A 23,255-nucleotide genomic window follows, 5' to 3' on the forward strand; every position below is an offset into this window, starting at 1 on the left:
AAGCCAGTGGAAAAGCCGAGGAACCAGTGCCCGAACACCGATACGGGGAGGGCCGGTCCGGGAACAGCTGACGACCGGAGGAGACGGATGACGGAGCAGAGCGGGAGCGGCGGCCGAATACGCCCCACCGGCAAACGCCGGAAGAAGCCTTCCCGTCGCCGCAGGGCGACGGTGATCGGTGCCTGGACCCTGGCCGGCGCCGTGGTCGTCGGCGGTGGTGGGCTCGGATACGCCTACTTCGAGCTCAACGGCAATCTCAAGGCCGTCGACATCAACGCGGCGCTCGGCAAGAACCGCCCCGACAACGTCGACAACGGCTCCGAGGACATCCTCGTGCTCGGCTCGGACTCCCGCTCCGGCGCGAACTCCGCGTACGGAGCCGACGAGGGCACGGCCCGCTCCGACACCGCGATGGTCGTCCACCTCAACAAGGGCCACAAGACGGCCTCCGTCGTCTCCATCCCGCGCGACACCCTCATCACCCGCCCCGACTGCACCAGCGACACCACCGGCAAGACCGTCGCGGGCCGGCAGCGCGCCATGTTCAACACGGCGTACGAGGTCGGCGGACCGGCCTGTGCGGTCAAGGCCGTCGAGTCGATGTCCGGCATCCGCATGGACCACTACCTCGAAGTCGACTTCACCGGCTTCAAGAAGCTCATCGACGACCTGGGCGGCGTGAAGATCACCACCACCGAGGCGATCCACGACACCAAGAGCCATCTGAATCTGGAGCCCGGCACCCACACCCTCGACGGCGAGCAGTCGCTGGGCCTCGTCCGCACCCGCAAGAGCATCGGCGACGGCAGCGACCTCGGCCGCATCCAGCTCCAGCAGGCGTTCGTCAAGGCGCTGATGGAACAGGCCAGGAGCGTGGGCGTGTACTCGAACCCGAAGACGCTCTTCGACCTCGCGGACACGGCGACCAGGGCCATCACCACCGACTCCGAGCTGGGTTCGGTCACGCAGCTCACCGGCTTCGCGAACGGCCTCAAGGGGCTCGGCCCGAAGAACGTCCACATGGTCACGCTGCCCGTCCAGTACGACCCGGCCGACCCGAACCGCGTCGTGCCGCTGGAGAAGTCCGCCCAGCAGGTCTGGGCGGCGCTCAAGCAGGACAAGGTGATCCCCGCCTCCGCCACCGAGAAGTCGGCGGGCGACAAGGGCACTGCGGGCCGCATCCTCCAGTGACCGGGGGTCGGGCAGGCCGGGAGCACGGGCCGGAATGCGAACCGGGAACGCGGACCGGGAATACGTGCGGCCCGCCCCCGGTTTTGGGAGATACGGCCGGTCCTGGCAGACTGGTACGTCGGCCCCGGTTCACGGACGCGCAATCCGCGCGTACGACCCGGTGCCCTCCCGAATCTAGGAGAAACCCTTGAAGCGCGACATCCACCCCGAGTACGTCGAAACGCAGGTCAGCTGCACCTGTGGCGCGTCGTTCACGACCCGGAGCACCATCGGCGGCGGCAGCATCCGCGCCGACGTCTGCTCCGAGTGCCACCCGTTCTACACGGGCAAGCAGAAGATCCTCGACACCGGTGGCCGTGTGGCCCGCTTCGAGGCCCGCTTCGGCAAGGCTGCCGGCTCCGCCAGCAAGTAGCGAGCCACTGCGCCGGTTCTCGGCGCCCTCTTCCAGGGGGCGTCGAGACCGGCGCTTTTTCCGGCCCGGGGTACGGGGCCGTCCCCCGTCCCAGCCCGGACAGCATCACGCCGTCCAGCAGGCACGTTCGAATGAAGGAACCAGGAGCCCGAAGATGTTCGAGGCGGTCGAGGAACTGATCGGTGAACAGGCCGATCTTGAGAAGAAGCTCGCGGACCCGTCCGTCCACGCCGACCAGGCCAACGCGCGTAAGCTCAACAAGCGCTACGCCGAGCTGACCCCGATCGTCGCCACGTACCGCTCCTGGAAGCAGACCGGGGACGACATCGAGACGGCCCGCGAGCTGGCCGCCGACGACCCCGACTTCGCCGCAGAGGTCAAGGACCTGGAGAAGCAGCGCGAAGAGCTCACCGAGAAGCTCCGCCTCCTCCTGGTCCCGCGCGACCCCAGCGACGACAAGGACGTGCTCCTGGAGATCAAGGCGGGCGCGGGCGGCGACGAGTCCGCCCTGTTCGCCGGAGATCTGCTGCGGATGTATCTGCGCTACGCCGAGCGCGTCGGCTGGAAGACCGAGATCATCGACTCCACCGAGTCCGAGCTCGGCGGCTACAAGGACGTCCAGGTCGCCGTGAAGACCAAGGGCGGCAACGGCGCCACCGAGCCCGGCCAGGGCGTGTGGGCCCGGCTGAAGTACGAGGGCGGGGTGCACCGCGTGCAGCGCGTGCCGTCCACCGAGTCCCAGGGCCGCATCCACACCTCCGCCGCCGGCGTGCTCGTCACGCCCGAGGCCGAGGAGGTCGACGTCGAGATCCACGCCAACGATCTCCGTATCGATGTCTACCGCTCCTCGGGCCCCGGCGGCCAGTCCGTCAACACCACGGACTCGGCGGTCCGCATCACCCACCTGCCGACCGGCGTCGTCGCCTCCTGCCAGAACGAGAAGAGCCAGCTCCAGAACAAGGAGCAGGCCATGCGCATCCTGCGCTCGCGGCTGCTCGCCGCCGCCCAGGAGGCCGCGGAGCAGGAAGCCTCGGACGTACGACGCAGTCAGGTGCGTACGGTCGACCGATCCGAGAAGATCCGGACATACAACTTCCCGGAAAACCGGATCTCGGACCACCGCGTCGGCTTCAAGGCGTACAACTTGGACCAGGTGCTCGACGGCGACCTGGACACGGTGATCCAGGCATGTGTCGACGCCGACTCCGCCGCCAAGCTCGCCGCCGCATAAGCAAAGCCCGCCCCGCCCGTAACCCGTACGGAGAACCGCGATGAACCTGCTGCTCGCCGAGGTGGCCCAGGCCACTCAGCGGCTGGCCGACGCCGGTGTGCCCTCCCCGCGATTCGACGCGGAGGAACTCGCCGCGTTCGTGCACGGCGTCAAGCGGGGCGAGCTGCACCTGGTGCCGGACGCGGACTTCGACGCCCGCTACTGGGAGGCCATCGCCCGCCGCGAGGCCCGCGAGCCGCTCCAGCACATCACCGGACGCGCCTTCTTCCGCTACCTGGAACTCCAGGTCGGCCCCGGCGTCTTCGTCCCCCGCCCGGAGACCGAATCGGTCGTCGGCTGGGCGATAGACGCCGTCCGCGCGATGGACGTCGTCGAACCGGTCGTCGTCGACCTGTGCAGCGGATCGGGCGCCATCGCCCTGGCCATGGCCCAGGAGGTGCCACGCTCCCGGGTGCACGCCGTGGAGCTGTCCGACGACGCCCTCAAGTGGACCAGGAAGAACGCCGAGGGGTCCAGGGTCACCGTCCACCGGGGAGACGCGCTCACCGCCCTCCCCGAGCTCGACGGCCTGGTCGACCTGGTCATCTCCAACCCGCCGTACATCCCGCTCACCGAATGGGAGTACGTGGCGCCCGAGGCCCGCGACCACGACCCGGAGATGGCCCTCTTCTCCGGTGAGGACGGCCTCGACACCATCCGCGGCATCGAACGCACCGCACACCGCCTGCTGCGCCCCGGCGGCCTCGTCGTCATCGAGCACGCCGACACGCAGGGCGGCCAGGTGCCGTGGATCTTCACCGAGGAACGTGGCTGGGCCGACGCGGCCGACCACCCCGACCTGAACAACCGGCCCCGGTTCGCCACGGCCCGCAAGGCCATGCCGTGACCGGCGGCCACCACCCGCACGACCCGTACCCGCCCTACCCGTACATGCTTGAGGAGGCCGGCTGATGGCACGGCGATACGACTGCAACGACGCGACCGACCGTACGACGGGTCTGCGTGAGGCCGCGTCGGCCGTCCGCCGCGGCGAACTGGTCGTGCTGCCCACCGACACCGTGTACGGCATCGGTGCGGACGCCTTCAGTTCCGAGGGCGTCGCCGACCTGCTGGACGCCAAGGGCCGCGGCCGCAACATGCCGACCCCCGTCCTGATCGGCTCCCCGAACACCCTGCACGGGCTGGTCACCGACTTCTCCGAGCAGGCCTGGGAACTCGTCGACGCCTTCTGGCCCGGCGCCCTCACGCTCGTCGCCAAGCACCAGCCGTCGCTCCAGTGGAACCTCGGGGACACCCGTGGCACCGTCGCCATCCGCATGCCGCTGCACCCGGTCGCCATCGAGCTGCTCACCGAGGTCGGCCCGATGGCCGTCTCCAGCGCCAACCTCACCGGCCACCCGGCGCCCGAGGACTGCGACGCCGCCCAGGAGATGCTCGGCGACTCCGTCTCCGTCTACCTCGACGGCGGCCCGACGCCCGGCATCGTGCCGTCGTCGATCGTCGACGTGACCGGCAAGATCCCCGTACTGCTGCGCGCGGGCGCGCTCTCCGTCGAGGAACTCCGCAAGGTGGTACCCGACCTTGAGGTGGCCAATTGACCGCCCCTGAGGGGCGTGGCATAGCGGGGCAGGCCGACACTTTCCGCATCCTCCACGTCAGCACCGGCAACGTCTGCCGCTCGCCGATCACCGAGCGGCTGACCCGGCACGCCCTGGTGGACCGCCTCGGCGACCCGCGCCAGGGCGGACTGATCGTGGAGAGCGCGGGCACCTGGGGCCACGAGGGCGCCCCCATGGAGGCCAACGCCGAGATCGTCCTCGCCGATTTCGGCGCCGACACCACCGGCTTCGTCGGCCGGGAACTCCTCGACGAGCACGTGATCCGCGCCGACCTGGTGCTCACCGCCACCCGCGACCACCGGGCCCAGGTCATCTCGATGGGTCACTCCGCCGGCCTGCGGACCTTCACCCTCAAGGAATTCACCCGGCTGGTCCGGGCCATAGACCCCGCCACGCTGCCCGCCCCGCGCGACGAGGGCGTCGTCGAACGCGCCCGCGCACTGGTCCGCGCCGCGGCGGCGCTGCGCGGCTGGCTGCTGGCCCCCACTGCCGAGGCCGACGAGGTGTACGACCCGTACGGCGCCCCGATCACGTTCTTCCGGTCCATCGGCGACGAGATCAATCAGGCCCTGGACCCGGTCGTCACGGCGCTGACGGGTATCAAGGCCGGCCACTGAGGACGGGGCTCTGCCGCCTGCCCGGACGGCCGGAGGCCGGCGCAGCGGGCCGAAGCCGGGGAGGCCCCCTGGGGCCGAGCGGTGCGAGGGGCGCGTCGGGAGTGGTGCTCGACCAGGCCCTGGACCCGGTCGTCACGGCGCCTACCGGCGTACCGGTCCCGCACTGGGCCGCAGGCCGCTTCAGGGCACTCCGACGGCTGTACGACCCGGTCCCGCACTTGGGGGCCGGGCGGGTGTACGACGTCGCCGTACAGCGGGCAGGGGGCCCCTTCCGGGCCTACATTTGAAGCTGACCCAAGCGCACCCCTCCCCAGGCCCGGAGTTCCTCGATGCCGGTCACCACTCCTGCCGCACCCCCCTCCGACGCCGGGACCGCCCTGCCGCAGGACTTCGGCGCCCTGCTCCGGGAAGACCCGGAGATCGCCGCCGTACTCCTGGGCGAGCTGCACCGGCAGTCGACCACCCTGCAGCTGATCGCCGCCGAGAACTTCACCTCGCCCGCGGTCCTCGCCGCCCTCGGCTCACCACTCGCCAACAAGTACGCCGAGGGCTACCCCGACGCCCGCTACCACGGCGGCTGCGAGCAGGCCGACGCCGCCGAACGCATCGCCTGCCGGCGGGCCACGGCGCTCTTCGGCGCCGAACACGCCAACGTCCAGGCGCACTCCGGCTCCTCCGCCGTCCTCGCCGCGTACGCGGCCCTGCTGCGCCCCGGCGACACGGTGCTCGCGATGGGACTCCCGTACGGCGGACATCTCACCCACGGCTCGCCCGCCAACTTCTCCGGCCGCTGGTTCGAGTTCATCGGATACGGGGTCGACTCCGAGAGCGGCCTGATCGACTACGAGCAGGTGCGCACCCTGGCCCGCGCGCACCGCCCCAAGGCGATCGTCAGCGGCTCGATCTCGTACCCCCGCCATCCCGACTACGAACTCTTCCGGGACATCGCGGACGAGGTGGGCGCGTACCTCATCGCCGACGCCGCGCACCCGATGGGACTGATCGCCGGGGGAGCGGCGCCGAGCCCGGTGCCGTACGCCGATGTGGTCTGCGCGACCACGCACAAGGTGCTGCGCGGTCCGCGCGGCGGGATGATCCTGTGCGGTGCGGAGCTGGCCGAGCGGATCGACCGGGCGGTCTTCCCCTTCACGCAGGGCGGTGCGCAGATGCACACCGTCGCCGCGAAGGCCGTCGCGTTCGGGGAGGCGGCCACGCCCGCGTTCACGGACTACGCCCATCGCGTGGTGGCCCATGCCCGGGTGCTGGCCGCCGGTCTGGCTGCCGAGGGCTTCGAGATCACCACCGGCGGCACGGACACCCACCTGATCGTCGCGGACCCGGCCGCGCTCGGCGTCGACGGCCCGGTCGCCCGCGCCCGGCTGGCGGCGGCGGGCCTGGTGCTGGACACCTGCGCGCTTCCGTACGGGGACGCCCGGGGCATCAGGCTGGGCACCGCGGCCGTCACCACCCAGGGCATGGACGACGCCGACATGGCACAGCTGGCGGCGCTCTTCGGAGCGGCGGTGCGTGAGGAGGGCGACATTCGGGCGGAGGTCCGGGAGCTGGCCCGGAAATACCCGCCCTATCCGGCGCAGACGTGACCCATGCAACCATCGGCCCGTCCTCCGTGTCCCAACCATGAGCCCCACCTCGTTAAGGTGTGGGCTGAGATGGCCGGCGAAATCTGTGGGGCAGCCCGTGCGTGATTACCTGCTGACGCTCTGTGTCACGGCCGCGGTGACCTATCTGCTGACCGGCCCGGTGCGTAAATTCGCCATCGCGGTCGGGGCGATGCCCGCGATCCGTGCGCGTGACGTCCACCGAGAACCGACACCGCGGCTCGGTGGCATCGCCATGTTCGGCGGGCTGTGCGCGGGGCTGATCGTCGCGGCGCATCTGTACAACCTCGACTGGGTCTTCAAACTCTCCAGCGAGCCGCGGGCGTTGCTCTCCGGGGCCGCGCTGATCTGGCTGATCGGTGTGCTGGACGACAAGTTCGAGATCGACGCACTGATCAAGCTCGGCGGGCAGATGATCGCCGCCGCGGTCATGGTGATCCAGGGCCTGACGATCCTGTGGCTGCCGATCCCCGGCGTCGGCACCGTCGCGCTCACCCAGTGGCAGGGCACCCTGCTCACGGTCGCCCTGGTCGTCATCACGATCAACGCGGTCAACTTCGTCGACGGTCTGGACGGTCTCGCGGCGGGCACGGTCTGCATCGCCTCCGCGGCGTTCTTCCTGTACACGTACCGGCTCTGGTACGGGCACATGATCGAGGCCGCGGCCCCCGCGACGCTCTTCACGGCGATCCTGATGGGCATGTGCCTGGGCTTCCTGCCGCACAACATGCATCCGGCCCGGATCTTCATGGGCGACTCGGGTTCGATGCTGATCGGCCTCGTGCTGGCGGCGGGCGCGATCTCCGTCACCGGGCAGGTCGACCCGGACACCATGAAGCTCTTCGCGGGCAGTGAGCGCGAGGCCACCCACGCGATGCTGCCGGTCTTCATCCCGCTGCTGCTGCCGTTGACCATCATCGCGATCCCGGCCGCCGACCTGGTCCTGGCGATCGTGCGGCGTACCTGGAACGGGCAGTCGCCGTTCGCGGCGGACCGCGGCCATCTGCACCACCGACTGCTGGAGATCGGCCATTCGCACAGCAGGTCCGTGCTGATCATGTACTTCTGGTCGGCGCTGATCGCCTTCGGTGCGGTGGGCTACTCCGTGCACTCGGCGTCCCTGTGGATCGTGCTGGTCATCATGGGGCTGAGCGCGCTGGGCCTGGTCCTGCTCCTGCTGCCCCGGTTCACCCCGCAGGCGCCGTACTGGGCGGAACGGTTCCTACCGCCCCGCTACCGCCGGCGCCGCGGCAAGGGCGAGGTGCCCGACACCCAACCAGCGGCTCCGGACGAGGCCCAACAGCGGCCCCTGGACAGGCAGATGGGGCAGGAGGGGCGCGAGCCCCAGGAAAGGGCCCCGATCGTCGTGGGGGTTTCCGGCGTCAACGGGGCGACCGCGATCGGCCCCCGTTCGCGTCTTTCGGACAGAAACGCGGCTGATTCGACGCGTTGACGATTCGGTCATCAAGGGGCAATACCAGACAAGGCGTTGAGTTGCCTTGCTCACACGTGCAGGTTCACCCATACGTGTGATAGCGGGCACACTTTCTTGGTAAAGACCTCATCAAATAGTTTGTGATACCGTTCACGAAGCCCGGTGACGGAGTTGAAGGACCTGAGTGCCACGGTCCATCGGCCCGAGGCCTCGACTCGGACCGGGCCTACGCTCGTCCATGACGACACACTGACCACCCCCTGCAAGCGGAGCTGCCGCCATGCCGTCCAACGACGTCCGGACTCTCCTTCAAGCCGCCGTGCCCACCGCTGTCGTCGGCGCTGTTGCCGCCGCCGTCAGCGCTGGCGTTGCCGGCGGCAAGGGAGCCCTGGGCGCGGCCGTTGCGGCGATCGTGGTGATCCTCTTCATGGGGATCGGACTCGGGGTCCTGCAACGGACCGCGAGGTCCCTGCCCCACCTGTTCCAGGCGATGGGGCTGATGCTCTACACAGCTCAGCTTCTCCTGCTGTTCATCTTTGTCGCCGCGTTCAAGAACACCACGATGTTCAACCCGAAGGCCTTCGCGATCACGCTGGTCGCGACGACCCTCGTGTGGATCGGCGCACAGGCGCGTGCGCACATGAAGGCCAAGATCCTTTACGTCGAACCTGAATCCGACAAGGGTAAAAAGCCCGAGAACACGGGGTCGAAGGCGTGAAGGGTAGGGGCGGAATAAGTGCAAGTCCCGGACCCTGCTATCGTCCGGTTCCAACTGCGGCACTGCGGGCGCGGGCATGTGAGCTGACGCCTGCTCGATCGCGAGGCTCAATGCCTGACTGCCGCTCACACATCCGTAACACCAGTCCAGTGCCGAACCGCGGCTGCGCGCCGCGCCGACACAACGAGGTTGCCGTACCTATGCGCCACGCTGAAGGAGCCCGCGGTGAGTGCTGACCCGACACAGGTGCTCGCCTTCGAGACCGATTGCCACATCTTCTCCGGTTGTGGTTTCCCGGGTCCTGGCTTGCACTCTTTCCTGTTCGAGCCGATCTTCGGTGACGCGAACAGCAACGTCTACTTCAACAAGACGATGCTGCTGGCGCTCCTCGGTACGGTCATCATCGTCGGCTTCTTCTGGGCTGCCTTCCGTAAGCCGAAGGTCGTTCCGGGCAAGCTGCAGATGGTCGCCGAGGCCGGCTACGACTTCGTCCGCCGTGGCATCGTCTACGAGACGCTCGGCAAGCGCGAGGGCGAGAAGTACGTCCCGCTGATGGTGTCGATCTTCTTCTTCGTCTGGATGATGAACCTCTGGTCGATCATCCCGCTCGCCCAGTTCCCGGTGACGTCGATCATCGCGTACCCGGCCGGCTTGGCCTTGATCGTCTACGTCCTCTGGATGAGCATCACGTTCAAGAGGCACGGCTTCGTCGGCGGCTTCAAGAACCTGACGGGCTACGACAAGTCGCTCGGCCCGGTTCTGCCGCTGGTCATGGTCATCGAGTTCTTCTCGAACGTCCTGGTCCGCCCCTTCACGCACGCGGTCCGACTCTTCGCGAACATGTTCGCGGGGCACACGCTGCTCCTGCTCTTCACCATCGCCAGCTGGTACCTGCTCAATGGCATCGGTATCGCCTACGCGGGCGTCTCGTTCGTGATGGTGATCGTGATGACCGCCTTCGAGCTGTTCATCCAGGCTGTTCAGGCGTACGTCTTCGTGCTCCTGGCGTGCGCCTTCATCCAGGGCGCTGTCGCCGAGCACCACTGATCGCGCCTCCCATACCCCCAGTCGTCCGGTGGCCAACCCCCACCGGTCCGTGAAAGAGAAGGAAGAACTGGCATGTCCCAGACCCTTGCCGCCGTCACCGGTTCCCTCAGCTCCGTCGGATACGGCCTGGCTGCCATCGGCCCCGGCGTCGGCGTCGGCATCATCTTCGGTAACGGCACGCAGGCTCTCGCTCGTCAGCCCGAGGCTGCCGGCCTGATCCGCGCCAACCAGATTCTCGGCTTCGCCTTCTGTGAGGCGCTCGCCCTGATCGGTCTGGTCATGCCGTTCGTCTACAGCTGACGAACTGCGACTAGTCCGTTCCGACGAAAGGCACTGATGTGAACCCCCTGGTTCAGCTCGCGGCGGAGAAGCCTGAGAATCCGCTCGTTCCGCCGCTCCCTGAGCTCGTCATCGGTCTGATCGCCTTCGTCATCGTCTTCGGCTTCCTCGCCAAGAAGCTCCTCCCGAACATCAACAAGGTTCTGGAAGAGCGCCGCGAGGCCATCGAAGGCGGTATCGAGAAGGCCGATGCGGCCCAGACCGAGGCCCAGAGCGTTCTTGAGCAGTACAAGGCTCAGCTCGCCGAGGCTCGCCACGAGGCCGCGCGCCTGCGCCAGGAGGCTCAGGAGCAGGGCGCCGTGATCCTGCAGGAGATGCGGGCGGAAGGCCAGCGGCAGCGCGAGGAGATCATTGCTGCCGGCCACTCCCAGATCGAGGCCGACCGCAAGGCCGCGGCCTTGGCGCTGCGTCAGGACGTGGGCAAGCTCGCCACCGACCTGGCCGGCAAGCTCGTCGGCGAGTCCCTCGAGGACCACGCCCGGCAGAGCGGCACCGTCGACCGTTTCCTCGACGAGCTCGAGGCGAAGGCCGAGGCCGTCCGATGAACGGCGCGAGCCGCGAGGCACTGGCTGCCGCACGTGAGCGTCTCGACGCGCTGACCGACAACACGTCGGTCGACGCGGCGAAGCTCGCCGAGGAGCTGGCCGCCGTCACGGCGCTGCTCCAGCGCGAGGTCTCACTGCGACGGGTCCTCACCGACCCGTCGCAGGCCGGCGAGGCCCGGGCCGAGCTGGCCGGACGTCTGCTGCGCGGTCAGGTGGGCGGCGAGGCCGTCGACCTGATCTCCGGCATGATCCGCTCCCGCTGGTCGCAGTCGCGTGACCTGGTCGACTCGGTCGAGGAACTGGCGAACATCGCGGACCTCACCGCCGCCCAGCGCAGCGGAGACCTCGACGACGTCGAGGACGAGCTGTTCCGGTTCGGCCGGATCGTCTCGTCCGACAAGGAACTGCGCGCCGCGCTCACCGGCCGGTCCGGATCCACCGCTGCCAAGAGCGAGCTGCTGCGCAGCCTGCTCGGCGGCAAGGCACGGTCCACCACCGAGCGCCTGGTCGTGCGGCTGGTGACCCAGCCGCGTGGACGTAGCCTTGAAGCGGGACTCGAGTCCCTCTCCAAGCTCGCCGCGGAGCGCCGCAACCGCATGGTCGCCGTGGTGACCTCGGCAGTACCGCTGAGCGATCAGCAGAAGCAGCGCCTCGGCGCCGCGCTGGCGAAGATCTACGGCCGGCCGATGCACCTGAATCTCGATGTGGACCCCACGGTCCTCGGCGGGATCGCGGTGCAGGTGGGTGACGAGGTCATCAACGGCACCATCGCGGAGCGCCTCGAAGAGGCGACCCGTCGCATGGCCGGCTGACGAGCACAGCGCAGCAACAGAACAGAGCAAGACCAGCGGCCCGGTTGGGCCGTGCAGAAATTGCAGAAGATTCCTGGGGGTCGGCCCCCAGACCCCCTTAAGAAACTTCGGGCCCAACAAGGAGAGCAGGGAACCCAGATGGCGGAGCTCACGATCCGGCCGGAGGAGATCCGGGATGCGCTGGAGAACTTTGTCCAGTCGTACAAGCCGGACGCGGCCTCGCGCGAGGAGGTCGGTACGGTCAGCGTTGCCGGCGACGGCATCGCGAAGGTCGAGGGTCTTCCCTCGGCCATGGCGAACGAGCTGCTGAAGTTCGAGGACGGAACCCTCGGTCTCGCCCTCAACCTCGAGGAGCGCGAGATCGGTGCGATCGTTCTCGGCGAGTTCAGCGGTATCGAAGAGGGCCAGCCGGTGCAGCGCACCGGTGAGGTGCTCTCCGTCGGTGTGGGCGAGGGCTACCTCGGCCGCGTCGTCGACCCGCTCGGCAACCCGATCGACGGTCTCGGCGAGATCGCGACCGACAGCCGCCGCGCCCTCGAGCTGCAGGCCCCTGGCGTCATGGTCCGCAAGTCGGTGCACGAGCCGATGCAGACCGGCTACAAGGCCGTCGACGCCATGGTGCCGATCGGCCGCGGCCAGCGTCAGCTGATCATCGGTGACCGTCAGACGGGTAAGACCGCTCTGGCCGTCGACACGATCATCAACCAGCGCGACAACTGGCGCTCGGGCGACGTGAACAAGCAGGTGCGCTGCATCTACGTCGCCATCGGTCAGAAGGGCTCCACCATCGCCTCCGTGCGCGGTGCCCTCGAAGAGGCCGGTGCGCTCGAGTACACGACCATCGTCGCCGCCCCGGCGTCCGACCCGGCCGGCTTCAAGTACCTGGCGCCGTACACCGGTTCGGCCATCGGCCAGCACTGGATGTACCAGGGCAAGCACGTCCTGATCATCTTCGACGACCTCTCGAAGCAGGCCGACGCCTACCGCGCCGTGTCGCTTCTGCTGCGCCGTCCGCCGGGCCGTGAGGCCTACCCGGGCGACGTCTTCTACCTCCACTCGCGTCTGCTGGAGCGCTGCGCCAAGCTCTCCGACGACATGGGTGCCGGTTCGATGACGGGCCTCCCGATCGTCGAGACCAAGGCGAACGACGTGTCGGCGTTCATCCCGACCAACGTCATCTCCATCACCGACGGCCAGTGCTTCCTGGAGTCCGACCTGTTCAACGCCGGCCAGCGCCCGGCCCTGAACGTCGGTATCTCGGTCTCCCGTGTCGGTGGCTCCGCCCAGCACAAGGCGATGCGCCAGGTCTCCGGCCGACTCCGTGTCGACCTCGCCCAGTACCGCGAGCTGGAGGCGTTCGCCGCCTTCGGTTCCGACCTGGACGCGGCCTCGAAGGCGTCGCTGGAGCGCGGTAAGCGCATGGTCGAGCTGCTGAAGCAGCCGCAGTACGCTCCGTTCCCGGTCGAGGAGCAGGTCGTCTCCGTCTGGGCCGGCACCACCGGCAAGATGGACGACGTCCCGGTCGAGGACATCCGTCGCTTCGAGAGCGAGCTGCTGGAGTACCTGCGCCGTGAGCGCAAGGACCTCCTGACCAGCATCGCCGAGGGCGCCAAGATGTCCGACGACACGCTGCAGTCGATCGCCGACGCGATCGCCGCCTTCAAGCAGCAGTTCGAGACCTCGGACGGCAAGCTTCTGGGCGAGGGCTGATCGATGGGCGCTCAGCTTCGCGTTTACAAGCGCCGCATCCAAGCCGTCACCGCGACCAAGAAGATCACCAAGGCGATGGAGATGATCGCCGCCTCGCGCATCGTCAAGGCGCAGCGCAAGGTGGCGGCGTCGATGCCGTACGCGACCGAGCTCACCCGCGCGGTGACCGCGGTGGCGACCGGCTCCACCACCAAGCACCCGCTCACCACCGAGGCCGAGTCCCCGGTCCGCGCCGCGGTTCTGCTCATCACGAGCGACCGCGGTCTGGCCGGCGGCTACTCCTCCAACGCCATCAAGGCGGCGGAGCGGCTCCGGGAGCGGCTCGCAGGTGAGGGCAAGGAGGTCGACACGTACATCGTCGGCCGCAAGGGTGTCGCTTACTACGGCTTCCGCGAGCGCAAGGTCGCAGACTCCTGGACCGGCTTCACCGACAGCCCGTCGTATGCGGATGCCAAGAACGTCGCTGCGCCGCTGATCGAGGCCGTCCAGAAGGACTTGGCCGAGGGCGGCGTCGACGAACTGCACATCGTCTTCACCGAGTTCGTGTCGATGATGACGCAGAACGCGGTCGACGACCGGATGCTGCCGCTTTCGCTCGACAAGGTTGCTGAAGAGAGCGGTACGAAGGGCGAGATCCTTCCGCTGTTCGACTTCGAGCCGTCGGCCGAGGACGTCCTCGACGCCCTTCTGCCACGCTACGTCGAGAGCCGTATTTACAATGCACTGTTGCAGGCAGCCGCTTCCGAGCACGCCGCCCGCCGCCGCGCGATGAAGTCGGCGACCGACAACGCCGGGGATCTGATCAAGAGCCTCTCCCGGCTTGCCAACGCGGCCCGCCAGGCCGAAATCACCCAGGAAATCAGCGAGATCGTCGGCGGTGCAGGTGCTCTGGCCGACGCGTCCGCGGGGAGTGACAAGTAATGACGACGACAGTTGAGACGGCCGCTGCCACGGGCCGCGTCGCCCGGGTCATCGGCCCGGTCGTCGACGTGGAGTTCCCCGTCGACGCGATGCCGGAGATCTACAACGCCCTGCACGTCGAGGTAGCGGACCCGGCCGAGGCCGGCGCTCGTAAGACGCTGACCCTCGAGGTCGCCCAGCACCTGGGCGACGGCGTGGTCCGCGCGATCTCGATGCAGCCCACCGACGGTCTGGTCCGCCAGGCTCCGGTGACCGACACGGGTGCGGGCATCACCGTCCCGGTCGGCGACATCACCAAGGGCAAGGTGTTCAACACCCTCGGTCAGATCCTGAACGAGCCGGAGGCCGAGGCGCAGATCACCGAGCGCTGGCCGATCCACCGCAAGGCCCCGGCCTTCGACCAGCTCGAGTCCAAGACCGAGATGTTCGAGACCGGCCTGAAGGTCGTCGACCTGCTGACCCCGTACGTCAAGGGCGGCAAGATCGGTCTGTTCGGCGGTGCGGGCGTCGGCAAGACGGTCCTCATCCAGGAAATGATCATGCGTGTGGCGAAGCTGCACGAGGGTGTGTCGGTGTTCGCCGGTGTCGGTGAGCGCACCCGTGAGGGCAACGACCTCATCGACGAGATGACCGACTCGGGCGTCCTGGACAAGACCGCGCTGGTCTTCGGCCAGATGGACGAGCCGCCGGGCACCCGTCTGCGGGTCGCGCTGTCCGCCCTGACCATGGCGGAGTACTTCCGCGATGTGCAGAAGCAGGACGTGCTGCTCTTCATCGACAACATCTTCCGCTTCACCCAGGCCGGTTCCGAGGTCTCCACGCTGCTCGGCCGTATGCCGTCCGCAGTGGGTTACCAGCCGACCCTGGCCGACGAGATGGGTGTGCTCCAGGAGCGCATCACCTCGACGCGTGGTCACTCGATCACCTCGATGCAGGCGATCTACGTCCCCGCGGACGACCTGACCGACCCGGCCCCGGCCACCACGTTCGCCCACCTCGACGCGACGACGGTTCTCTCCCGTCCGATCTCCGAGAAGGGCATCTACCCGGCCGTGGACCCGCTGGACTCCACGTCCCGCATTCTGGACCCGCGCTACATCACGCAGGAGCACTACGACGCGGCCAGCCGTGTCAAGGGAATCCTGCAGAAGTACAAGGACCTCCAGGACATCATCGCGATCCTCGGTATCGACGAGCTGGGCGAGGAGGACAAGCTCGTTGTCCACCGTGCCCGTCGCGTCGAGCGCTTCCTGTCGCAGAACACCCACGCCGCCAAGCAGTTCACCGGCCTGGACGGTTCGGACGTGCCGCTCGACGAGTCGATCGCCGCGTTCAACGCGATCTGCGACGGTGAGTACGACCACTTCCCGGAGCAGGCGTTCTTCATGTGCGGTGGCCTCGAGGACCTCAAGGCCAAGGCCAAGGAGCTCGGCGTCTCCTGAGCCCATGGCTCACCGAGGGGGACGAGCGCGTCCCGTCCCCCTCACCACGCCCCGTAGAATTGACCCAACACCCGGCATGAACGGCCGGGTGGTGACCCGAGGAGCCACCCTTGGCTGCTGAGCTGCACGTCGAGCTGGTCGCCGCGGACCGCAGTGTCTGGTCCGGCGAGGCCACCCTGGTCGTCGCGCGCACCACGTCCGGCGACATCGGCGTCATGCCCGGTCACCAGCCGCTTCTGGGTGTGCTGGAATCGGGCCCGGTGACGATCCGTACGAGCGACGGCGCGACCGTGATCGCCGCTGTGCACGGCGGTTTCATCTCGTTCGCGGACGACAAGCTCTCGCTGCTCGCGGAGATCGCGGAGCTGGCGGACGAGATCGATGTCAAGCGCGCCGAGCGTGCGCTGGAGCGTGCGAAGTCGGACACGGACGCCGCCTCCGAGCGGCGCGCCGAAGTGCGACTGCGTGCGGTGGCGGTGCGCTAGCGCCCCGCGACAACGTAGCTTTACCCTCAGCCGCGGCCCGGGCTGGAGACCACTCCAGACCGTGCCGCGGCTGAGGCGATGCAGGTGCGGTTGTAGTTCTGGCGGTATCCGTTACTCGACGACGCGAGGAGGTCGGTGGAGATGTTCCTCGCGCTGTGGGTGGGCGGGCTGGTCGTCGCACTGGTCGTGGTTGGACTCTTCGTCTTCGGTCTGCGCCGGCGGCTTATTCAGCGCTCCGGTGGGACCTTCGACTGCAGCCTGCGATGGAATGTGCCGGAGGAGCCCGATCTCTCGGGCAAGGGCTGGGTGTACGGGGTCGCCCGGTACAGCGGAGACCGGATTGACTGGTTCCGGGTCTTCTCGTACGCTCCGCGGCCGCGCCGGGGCCTGGAGCGTTCCGCGATCGAGGTGGTCGCACGTCGGCTGCCCGAGGGCGAGGAGGAGCTGGCGCTCCTGTCGGACGCTGTGGTGCTCGGCTGTCTTCATAGTGGGATCCGCCTGGAGCTGGCCATGAGCGAGGACGCGCTGACCGGATTCCTCGCCTGGCTGGAGGCGGCTCCGCCCGGCCAGCGGGTGAACGTGGCCTGAGCCCGAGGTCCGTACGACGTGGCCCGTACCGCAGCCGACGAAGAACCGGGGAGACAGGGGGCGGACCTGTCTCCCCAGCTGCTTTCCGGGGGTGTGCGCGATACTGAGTGGGGGTGGTCGGTGGACTGCAAACCCTGCGCCGTCCTGAGCACGCCTTGTCATGGCGCACTCACCGCAGTGTGCTGGGTGAGATTAGGAAGTCAAGAGGTCCAGACCAAAGATCGAAACTAAACCTCAGATGCCCAACTCCTGTGCCAGCACCGCCGCCTGGACCCGGCTGCGCAGTCCCAGCTTGCCCAGCAACCTGCTGACGTGCGTCTTCACCGTCGCCTCGGCCATCGAGAGCCGGACCGCGATCTCGGCATTCGACAGCCCCGCGCCGAGACAGGCCAGCACCTCCCGCTCCCGCCGGGTGAGGGCGTCGAGCACCGCCGGATCGGGCGCGTTCGCCGGCCGTACGGGGGCGGCCCCGGCGAACTCCGCGATCAGACGGCGCGTCACGGCCGGGGCGATCAGCCCCTCGCCGCGTGCCACCGTACGTACCGCTTCGAGCAGATCGCGCGCCTCGGTGTTCTTCAGCAGAAATCCCGCCGCTCCCGCCCGCAACGCCCCGAAGACGTACTCGTCCAGATCGAAGGTCGTCAGCACCAGCACGTCCGCGAGTCCCTCGGCCACCACCTGCCCGGTCGCCGACACCCCGTCGAGCCGAGGCATCGACACGTCCATCAGCACCAGATCCGGCCGCAGCTCGCGTGCCAGCCGCACCGCCTCCTCGCCGTCCCCGGCCTCGCCCACGACCTCGATGTCCGGCGCACTGCGCAGAATGAGCACCAGCCCCGCACGGACGGCCGACTGGTCCTCGGCGACCACCACCCGGATCGTCATGCCCTCACACTCCCTTCCGCCACGGGCAGTTCGGCCCGTACCCGCCAGATCCCCGTTCCGTCGCCGGTGCGCACCGGACCCGCCTCGATCGCTCCGCCGAGCAGTGCCACCCGCTCCCGCATGCCCACCAGACCGGCCCCCGAGCCGGGCGCGCGCGGCCCGGCACGGTCACCGAACACACTGCTGACCTCCACGGCGAGCAGCGGCCCGGCCCACCCGAGCCGCACCACCACCGGGCCGGGCGCGGCATGCTTGAGCGCGTTCGTCAGCGACTCCTGGACGATCCGGTACGCGGCCAGCTCGACCGGCGCGGGCAGCGGGCCACGCTCGTCGCGGGCGTCCTCGAAGACGCAGGTCAGACCGCTCGCCGCGGCGTTCGTACGGGCCTGCTCGATCAGCGCGTCCAGCGAGGCGAGCGTCGGCGAGGCGCTCGGCTCCGAGTTCGCGCCACCGGTACGCAGCAGCCCGATCAGTCGGCGCATCTCGGCGAGACCGTCGACGCTGTTCTCGCGGATCACGCCCAGCGCCTCGCGCGAAGTGTCCGGCTCGTCGATGGAGAGCGCGGCGGTGGAGTGGATCGCGATGGCGGAAAGATGGTTGGCCACCATGTCGTGCAACTCGCGGGCCATCCGGGCGCGCTCCGCGGTCACCGCCTGCGTGCGGTCCATCTCGGCCAGCAGCGCGGTCTGATCGGCGCGCAGCAGGGCGGCCTCGGCGGCGTCCCGGTGGTTGCGGACGCTGACCCCCGTGATGGCGGGCAGGAAGGAGACCATGCCGGTGACGACGCCGATGAGCAGCGCCTGAGGATTACGGAACCACGCCAGGAACCCGATGGTGACCGCGACCGTGATCAGGAACGTGGTCACCGGGATACGGCGGGCGGCGGACGGTGTCCCGTACAGCACGGCCGCGTACATCAGGTCGGTGAACATCAGCACCGTCGCCAGATTCCCGACCGTGAACTGGTCCGCGACCAGCGCGAGCGTGCCGATGACCAGAGCTGTCTGCGGGGCGTTCCTGCGTACCAGTTCGAGCCCCGAGACGACGGCGAGCGGCAGCAGGGAGACCCACGGCGCGACGAAGGTCCGGTCGCCCTGCATGTGCAGCCCGAGCACCCACAGGAACAGACCGCCGAAGAGACCGATGGCGGCGATGAGCACGTCGTGGCGGTGCGGCCGGGTGAAGGAGAACACCCTCCCATCCAACACGGCGGCCCGGCCCCGGACCTCCCTACCGGGGGTGAGGAACGTGTACATCGAAGGATGCAGTCGCGGTTCGTCACTGCCGACGACGATTTTGGGCACCTCGGCCGGAAAGCTGGAAGCAACGGGAAGGAGAAGTGCCGTGATCGTCACGCTGATCGTGCTCTGCGAAGTCGCCTTCTGGGTGCTGCTGGCCGCGGGGCTCGCGCTGCGGTACCCGGCGAAGATGCCGCGCCTGGGCGCGGCCGTACTGCTGTGCGAGCCGCTGCTGGAGGTCGTGCTGCTGGTGGTCACGGCCATCGACCTGAAGAACGGGGCCGAGCCCGACTGGAAACACGGGCTCGCGGCGGTCTACATCGGTTTTACGGTGGGACTCGGCCACTCCACGATCCGCTGGGCCGACGCCCGGTTCGCCCACCGCTTCGCGGGTGGCCCGCCGCCGGTGAAGCCGCCGAGGTACGGGATGGCCCGGGCGGCGCACGAGTGGCGGGTCGCGGCACGCTGGACGGTCGCGGCGGTGGTGGCCGTGGCGCTGCTCCAAGCGGCGGTCTGGTACGTGGGCGGGGACGGCGACGTGACGTCGCTCCAGGCGTGGCAGCAGAAGATGCTGTTCGTGATCGGGATCAACGTGGTCATCGCGGGGAGCTACACGGTGTTCCCGAAGCGGGAGAGGGCGGGCCGCTGAGAGGTCGGACGGGCTTGATCTTCAAGCCCGTCCGGCGCTTGATGACAACAACCGCTACCGCTCGCCGCCCGGCACCCACAGCACGTCGCCGACCTCCTTGTTCGCCGTCCTCGCGAGGATGAACAGCAGGTCGGAGAGCCGGTTGAGATACGTCGCCGTCAGCGTGTTCATCACCTCGCCGTGCACCTCCAGCGCCGCCCACGTGGACCGTTCCGCCCGCCGGACCACCGTGCACGCCTGGTGCAGCAGCGCTGCCCCCGGCGTACCGCCCGGAAGGATGAAGCTGCGCAGCTTCTCCAGCTGTTCGAGGAAGTGGTCGCAGTCCGCCTCCAGCTTGTCGACGTAACTCTGCTCGACCCGCAGTGGTGGATACTTCGGGTTCTCGACGACCGGCGTCGACAGATCCGCGCCCACGTCGAACAGGTCGTTCTGTACCCGGACGAGGACCTTCACGACATCCTCGGAAAGCTGCCCGAGCGCGATCGCCGTACCGATGACGGCATTGGCCTCATTGGTGTCGGCGTACGCGGAGATCCGCAGATCGGTCTTGGCGGTCCGGCTCATGTCGCCGAGGGCGGTGGTGCCCTGATCGCCGGTACGGGTGTAGATACGTGTCAGATTGACCATGTGGCCAGCCTAGTTGGGCACCGGTGCTACGGAAGACGCGTGTGCCCACCGTCACGGCCGACAGCGCGAAGGTGAGCGCGGCCAGTACCCCGTACAGCACAGCACGGTCGTCCCGCGGTAGGTGATTGTTTGTCGTGCCGGGCGTAACCCTGGACGTGATCACTCGTTTGATATGACGAACCGGTGTGCGGGGTCCGTAGCGACTCGGCGCATGTCCGTCATGTGAGACGTCAACCGCTCCTCGGCCTTGCCGGTCGGAGTTCAGCCGCCCTGACCGGTGTCGGGCTCAGGTTGACCAGCTCAAGTCATCAGTTCAAAGAGGTGCCTCGATGACTACGTTCGATGTGAGCGAGCCCACCCACCCTGTCGTGCTTCCTCAGCGGCAGGCTCTGGAATCTGCGCCTGCAGACAACCCTGGGAGCAGGGACGAAACGGGGCGCGGACCCCGTCGGCGGTCGTCCGACGGCGCTGGCATCGGACATGAGCGAGGGGAGACTCCCGGCAGCCGCACCAGGCGCCGGGAGCGTCACCCCGAGGCCGCGAATGCGCAAGCCGCGTCCGCTGCTGAGGGAGTACACGCCGTCCGTGAGGACGGCACCGTCCGAAGAGTTGCAGCCGGTGACTCCCGGGTGCCCGTGCTTGACTGCCACGGGCGGCCGCTTATGCCCACGCACCCGGCACGAGCGAGGAGGCTCCTGAGCCAAGGGCGCGCGGCAGTGATCAGCCACATGCCATTCGCCATACGCATGAAGGATCGGACGCTCGCACAGTCCGAGGGGACCGGTGTCGAAGTGAGGGTCGATCCCGGGAGTAAGGGCACGGGCATCGCGGTCACGATGGAGCAGAGCGCACCCAGTTCTGCAGCGGTTCCCAAGAGCGTCCGGCGTGGCCTGTTCGCCATTGAACTCAGGCACCGCGGCAGTCACATCAGCAAGCGCATGCAACAGCGCGCCGCCTACCGACGACGCCGCCGCAGTGCGAATCTGCGCTACCGTCCTGTGCGTTTCAGGAACCGAGCGAGGAAGGACGGGTGGCTTCCCCCTTCAGTTCAGCATCGGATCGACACCACGGTTTCTGTCGTCCGACGGCTGGGACGGTTGTTTCCTGTGAATGAGATCCACGTGGAACGCGTCGCCTTTGACACGCACGCCTTGTCGGCGGGACATCCGCTGGAAGGCGCCGAGTACCAGCAAGGCACCTTGTGTGGCTTTGAGATACGTGAGTACCTTTTGGTGAAATGGGGCAGCACATGTGCCTACTGCGGTGTGACTGGCGTCCCTTTGCAGATTGAGCACATCTGTCCTCGCGCGCGAGGTGGGAGTGACCGCGCTTCCAACCTGACCCTGGCGTGCGGGCCGTGTAACCAGGCCAAGGGCTCGAGAATGCCGGCCGACTTCCTCGCCGACAGCCCTGAACGGCTTGCGAGAATCGTTGCGCAGGCCAAAGCCCCGCTGAGGGATGCTGCAGCCGTGAACGCCACGCGTCGTCTTCTCCACGTGGCGCTGACTGGGCTCGGCAGGCCGGTGCGGGCCTGGTCCGGAGGGCGGACAAAGTACAACCGGATCCGCTCCAGTCTGCCCAAGACACATACGCTCGACGCTTTGTGCGTGGGCGAACTCGCTGAATCCACGAGCTTGGTCAGCCACCCGAATGCTGTTCTGGTCGTGATCGCGACCGGACGCGGCGTCTACGCGCGCACCACTCCGGACAAGTTCGGCTTTCCGCGGCTCCGCCGCCCCCGGCAGAAGCAGCACCATGGATATGCCACCGGGGATCTGGTCGCCGCATCTCTTCCCTCAGGCAAGTACCGGGGCCATCACGTGGGGCGCGTGGCTGTGCGGGCCACGGGGCGCTTCAATATCCGTACGGCCTCGGGGCTCGTCCAGGGTGTCCACCACCGCCGTCTTCGGATGCTGAAGCGAGCGGACGGCTACGGCTACGGCACTCGCCCCGAAGACTCTTTCACCGGGTGATGCGCCTGCTGGAAATGTGATGTGCGTGACGTATGACGTGACGCGCATCTCTTCGCCTCCCCAGGGCCCCTCACGGGTACTAATCTCCGCCGGAGAGCATGTGAACAACCGTTAGGACCGGCCGTGCAGGGACCAGCTGCAGAGGCGAACAGAAACCAAGGGGTGCAGACGTGGCCAGGAAGCTCGCCGTCATCGGAGCCGGACTCATGGGATCCGGCATCGCGCAGGTCTCCGCCCAGGCGGGCTGGGACGTCGTGCTGCGTGATGTCACCGACGAGGCTCTGACCCGTGGACGCGACGGCATCAAGGCCTCGTACGACAAATTCGTCTCCAAGGGGAAGCTGGCGGCGGCCGACGCAGATGCCGCGCTTGCCCGCATCACCACCACCACCGACCTCGACGCGGTCGCCGACGCGGATGTCGTCGTCGAGGCCGTCTTCGAGAAGCTGGAGGTCAAGCACGAGATCTTCCGGACCCTCGACAAGATCGTCCGGGACGACGCCGTGCTCGCCTCCAACACCTCCGCCATCCCGATCACGAAGATCGCGGCCGTGACGGAGCACCCCGAGCGGGTCGTCGGTGTGCACTTCTTCTCGCCGGTGCCGATGATGCAGCTCTGCGAACTCGTACGCGGCTACAAGACCAGCGACGAAACCCTCGCCACCGCACGGGAGTTCGCCGAGTCCGTCGGCAAGACCTGCATCGTCGTGAACCGCGACGTGGCCGGTTTCGTCACCACCCGGCTGATCTCGGCGCTCGTCGTCGAGGCCGCCAAGCTGTACGAGTCGGGCGTCGCCTCGGCCGAGGACATCGACATCGCCTGCAAGCTGGGCTTCGGCCACGCCATGGGCCCCCTGGCCACGGCGGACCTGACCGGCGTCGACATCCTGCTGCACGCGACGGACAACATCTACACCGAGTCGCAGGACGAGAAGTTCGCGGCGCCGGAGCTGATGCGCCGGATGGTGGATGCAGGTGACATCGGCCGCAAGAGCGGGCAGGGCTTCTACACGTACTGATCGTTTTCGGTCCTCCGGTTGCCTGATCTGCCGTCAGTCAGGCCCGGAGACCGGGGGGAGTCACCCGGAATCAGCGGATCCGCACGGTTCCGTGCCGGGCCTGGGTCACTCCACGGAGTGAATTCGGTATCGG

25 protein-coding genes are annotated in these 23,255 nt (G+C 68.3%); 22 read left to right on the forward strand and 3 right to left on the reverse strand.

The genetic code is table 11. The annotated features are described in order from the left end of the window. The first annotated feature begins 87 nt into the window (after positions 1–87). The 19 genes from OH735_RS25870 to OH735_RS25960 all read left to right on the forward strand — a co-directional run bounded on the left by OH735_RS25870 (position 88) and on the right by OH735_RS25960 (position 16,731). Positions 88–1,191: an LCP family protein gene (locus OH735_RS25870; RefSeq protein ID WP_406383959.1), complete on the forward strand. Its 1,104-nt coding sequence runs from the start codon at positions 88–90 to the stop codon at positions 1,189–1,191. A 187-nt stretch (positions 1,192–1,378) separates the two neighbouring features. Then, positions 1,379–1,603 carry a 50S ribosomal protein L31 gene (gene rpmE, locus OH735_RS25875; RefSeq protein ID WP_351204959.1) on the forward strand — a complete coding sequence of 75 codons (225 nt, stop codon included), beginning with the start codon at positions 1,379–1,381 and terminating at the stop codon, positions 1,601–1,603. A 154-nt stretch (positions 1,604–1,757) separates the two neighbouring features. Further along, positions 1,758–2,834, forward strand: a complete 1,077-nt coding sequence (prfA, locus tag OH735_RS25880) for a peptide chain release factor 1 (protein WP_406383961.1) — start codon at positions 1,758–1,760, stop codon at positions 2,832–2,834. 40 nt (positions 2,835–2,874) lie between these two features. Next, entirely contained in the window at positions 2,875–3,720 is an 846-nt protein-coding gene (gene prmC, locus OH735_RS25885; protein ID WP_406383963.1) for a peptide chain release factor N(5)-glutamine methyltransferase, read from the forward strand. 64 nt (positions 3,721–3,784) lie between these two features. Further along, positions 3,785–4,432 (forward strand): L-threonylcarbamoyladenylate synthase, encoded by a 648-nt coding sequence (locus tag OH735_RS25890; RefSeq protein ID WP_406383965.1) that lies wholly within the window; start codon positions 3,785–3,787, stop codon positions 4,430–4,432. Next, complete coding sequence (locus tag OH735_RS25895; protein ID WP_406383967.1) at positions 4,429–5,070, forward strand: protein-tyrosine-phosphatase; 642 nt, start codon at positions 4,429–4,431, stop codon at positions 5,068–5,070. Before OH735_RS25890 ends, OH735_RS25895 begins: the two co-directional genes overlap by 4 nt. Positions 5,071–5,171: 101 nt before the next feature. Next, positions 5,172–5,357 carry a hypothetical protein gene (locus OH735_RS25900; protein WP_406383969.1) on the forward strand — a complete coding sequence of 62 codons (186 nt, stop codon included), beginning with the start codon at positions 5,172–5,174 and terminating at the stop codon, positions 5,355–5,357. A gap of 42 nt (positions 5,358–5,399) precedes the next feature. After that, positions 5,400–6,671 carry a serine hydroxymethyltransferase gene (glyA, locus tag OH735_RS25905; protein WP_406383970.1) on the forward strand — a complete coding sequence of 424 codons (1,272 nt, stop codon included), beginning with the start codon at positions 5,400–5,402 and terminating at the stop codon, positions 6,669–6,671. 85 nt (positions 6,672–6,756) lie between these two features. After that, positions 6,757–8,142, forward strand: coding sequence for an MraY family glycosyltransferase (locus OH735_RS25910; protein ID WP_406383972.1), 1,386 nt, complete (start codon positions 6,757–6,759; stop codon positions 8,140–8,142). Positions 8,143–8,404: 262 nt separating this feature from the next. Then, positions 8,405–8,842, forward strand: a complete 438-nt coding sequence (locus tag OH735_RS25915; protein ID WP_406383974.1) for a hypothetical protein — start codon at positions 8,405–8,407, stop codon at positions 8,840–8,842. A 210-nt stretch (positions 8,843–9,052) separates the two neighbouring features. Next, positions 9,053–9,889: a F0F1 ATP synthase subunit A gene (gene atpB, locus OH735_RS25920; protein WP_406386731.1), complete on the forward strand. Its 837-nt coding sequence runs from the start codon at positions 9,053–9,055 to the stop codon at positions 9,887–9,889. Positions 9,890–9,961: 72 nt separating this feature from the next. Beyond that, positions 9,962–10,189, forward strand: a complete 228-nt coding sequence (atpE, locus tag OH735_RS25925) for an ATP synthase F0 subunit C (protein WP_030386954.1) — start codon at positions 9,962–9,964, stop codon at positions 10,187–10,189. Positions 10,190–10,227: 38 nt separating this feature from the next. Then, a complete protein-coding gene (locus OH735_RS25930) occupies positions 10,228–10,773 on the forward strand; it encodes a F0F1 ATP synthase subunit B (RefSeq protein WP_406383977.1) in 546 nt (181 codons plus the stop codon). Next, positions 10,770–11,585, forward strand: coding sequence for a F0F1 ATP synthase subunit delta (locus OH735_RS25935; RefSeq protein WP_406383979.1), 816 nt, complete (start codon positions 10,770–10,772; stop codon positions 11,583–11,585). Before OH735_RS25930 ends, OH735_RS25935 begins: the two co-directional genes overlap by 4 nt. A gap of 138 nt (positions 11,586–11,723) precedes the next feature. Beyond that, the gene (gene atpA / locus OH735_RS25940) at positions 11,724–13,295 is read left to right on the forward strand and encodes a F0F1 ATP synthase subunit alpha (protein WP_266748597.1); all 1,572 of its coding nucleotides are present in this window, start codon (positions 11,724–11,726) and stop codon (positions 13,293–13,295) included. A gap of 3 nt (positions 13,296–13,298) precedes the next feature. Continuing rightward, positions 13,299–14,216: a F0F1 ATP synthase subunit gamma gene (locus tag OH735_RS25945; RefSeq protein WP_406383981.1), complete on the forward strand. Its 918-nt coding sequence runs from the start codon at positions 13,299–13,301 to the stop codon at positions 14,214–14,216. Next, positions 14,216–15,658, forward strand: a complete 1,443-nt coding sequence (atpD, locus tag OH735_RS25950) for a F0F1 ATP synthase subunit beta (protein WP_406383984.1) — start codon at positions 14,216–14,218, stop codon at positions 15,656–15,658. The genes OH735_RS25945 and atpD overlap by 1 nt, the downstream gene beginning before the upstream one ends. Before the next feature lie 110 nt (positions 15,659–15,768). Continuing rightward, positions 15,769–16,143, forward strand: a complete 375-nt coding sequence (locus tag OH735_RS25955) for a F0F1 ATP synthase subunit epsilon (protein WP_406383986.1) — start codon at positions 15,769–15,771, stop codon at positions 16,141–16,143. Positions 16,144–16,284: 141 nt separating this feature from the next. Continuing rightward, positions 16,285–16,731 carry a DUF2550 domain-containing protein gene (locus tag OH735_RS25960; RefSeq protein WP_406386732.1) on the forward strand — a complete coding sequence of 149 codons (447 nt, stop codon included), beginning with the start codon at positions 16,285–16,287 and terminating at the stop codon, positions 16,729–16,731. 234 nt (positions 16,732–16,965) lie between these two features. Here OH735_RS25960 and OH735_RS25965 read toward each other — a convergent pair whose 3' ends face one another. Next, on the reverse strand, positions 16,966–17,616 hold the full coding sequence (locus OH735_RS25965) for a response regulator (protein ID WP_406383988.1): 651 nt from the start codon (positions 17,614–17,616) through the stop codon (positions 16,966–16,968). Then, positions 17,613–18,809: a sensor histidine kinase gene (locus OH735_RS25970; RefSeq protein WP_406386733.1), complete on the reverse strand. Its 1,197-nt coding sequence runs from the start codon at positions 18,807–18,809 to the stop codon at positions 17,613–17,615. Before OH735_RS25970 ends, OH735_RS25965 begins: the two co-directional genes overlap by 4 nt. A 151-nt stretch (positions 18,810–18,960) precedes the next feature. Between OH735_RS25970 and OH735_RS25975 the strand changes: the two genes are divergently transcribed. Beyond that, positions 18,961–19,503, forward strand: coding sequence for a hypothetical protein (locus OH735_RS25975; RefSeq protein WP_406383990.1), 543 nt, complete (start codon positions 18,961–18,963; stop codon positions 19,501–19,503). 54 nt (positions 19,504–19,557) lie between these two features. On the opposite strand, the gene OH735_RS25980 is transcribed toward OH735_RS25975, so the two are convergent. Then, on the reverse strand, positions 19,558–20,130 hold the full coding sequence (locus OH735_RS25980) for a cob(I)yrinic acid a,c-diamide adenosyltransferase (RefSeq protein WP_406383992.1): 573 nt from the start codon (positions 20,128–20,130) through the stop codon (positions 19,558–19,560). 635 nt (positions 20,131–20,765) lie between these two features. Here OH735_RS25980 and iscB point away from each other — a divergent pair. Both iscB and OH735_RS25990 read left to right on the forward strand, forming a co-directional pair. After that, positions 20,766–22,103, forward strand: a complete 1,338-nt coding sequence (gene iscB / locus OH735_RS25985) for an RNA-guided endonuclease IscB (RefSeq protein WP_406386735.1) — start codon at positions 20,766–20,768, stop codon at positions 22,101–22,103. A 170-nt stretch (positions 22,104–22,273) separates the two neighbouring features. After that, positions 22,274–23,122 carry a 3-hydroxyacyl-CoA dehydrogenase family protein gene (locus OH735_RS25990; RefSeq protein ID WP_406383994.1) on the forward strand — a complete coding sequence of 283 codons (849 nt, stop codon included), beginning with the start codon at positions 22,274–22,276 and terminating at the stop codon, positions 23,120–23,122. The last annotated feature ends 133 nt before the right edge of the window (positions 23,123–23,255 follow it).

This window comes from Streptomyces sp. NBC_01618 (assembly GCF_045209435.1).
GTDB lineage: Bacteria > Actinomycetota > Actinomycetes > Streptomycetales > Streptomycetaceae > Streptomyces.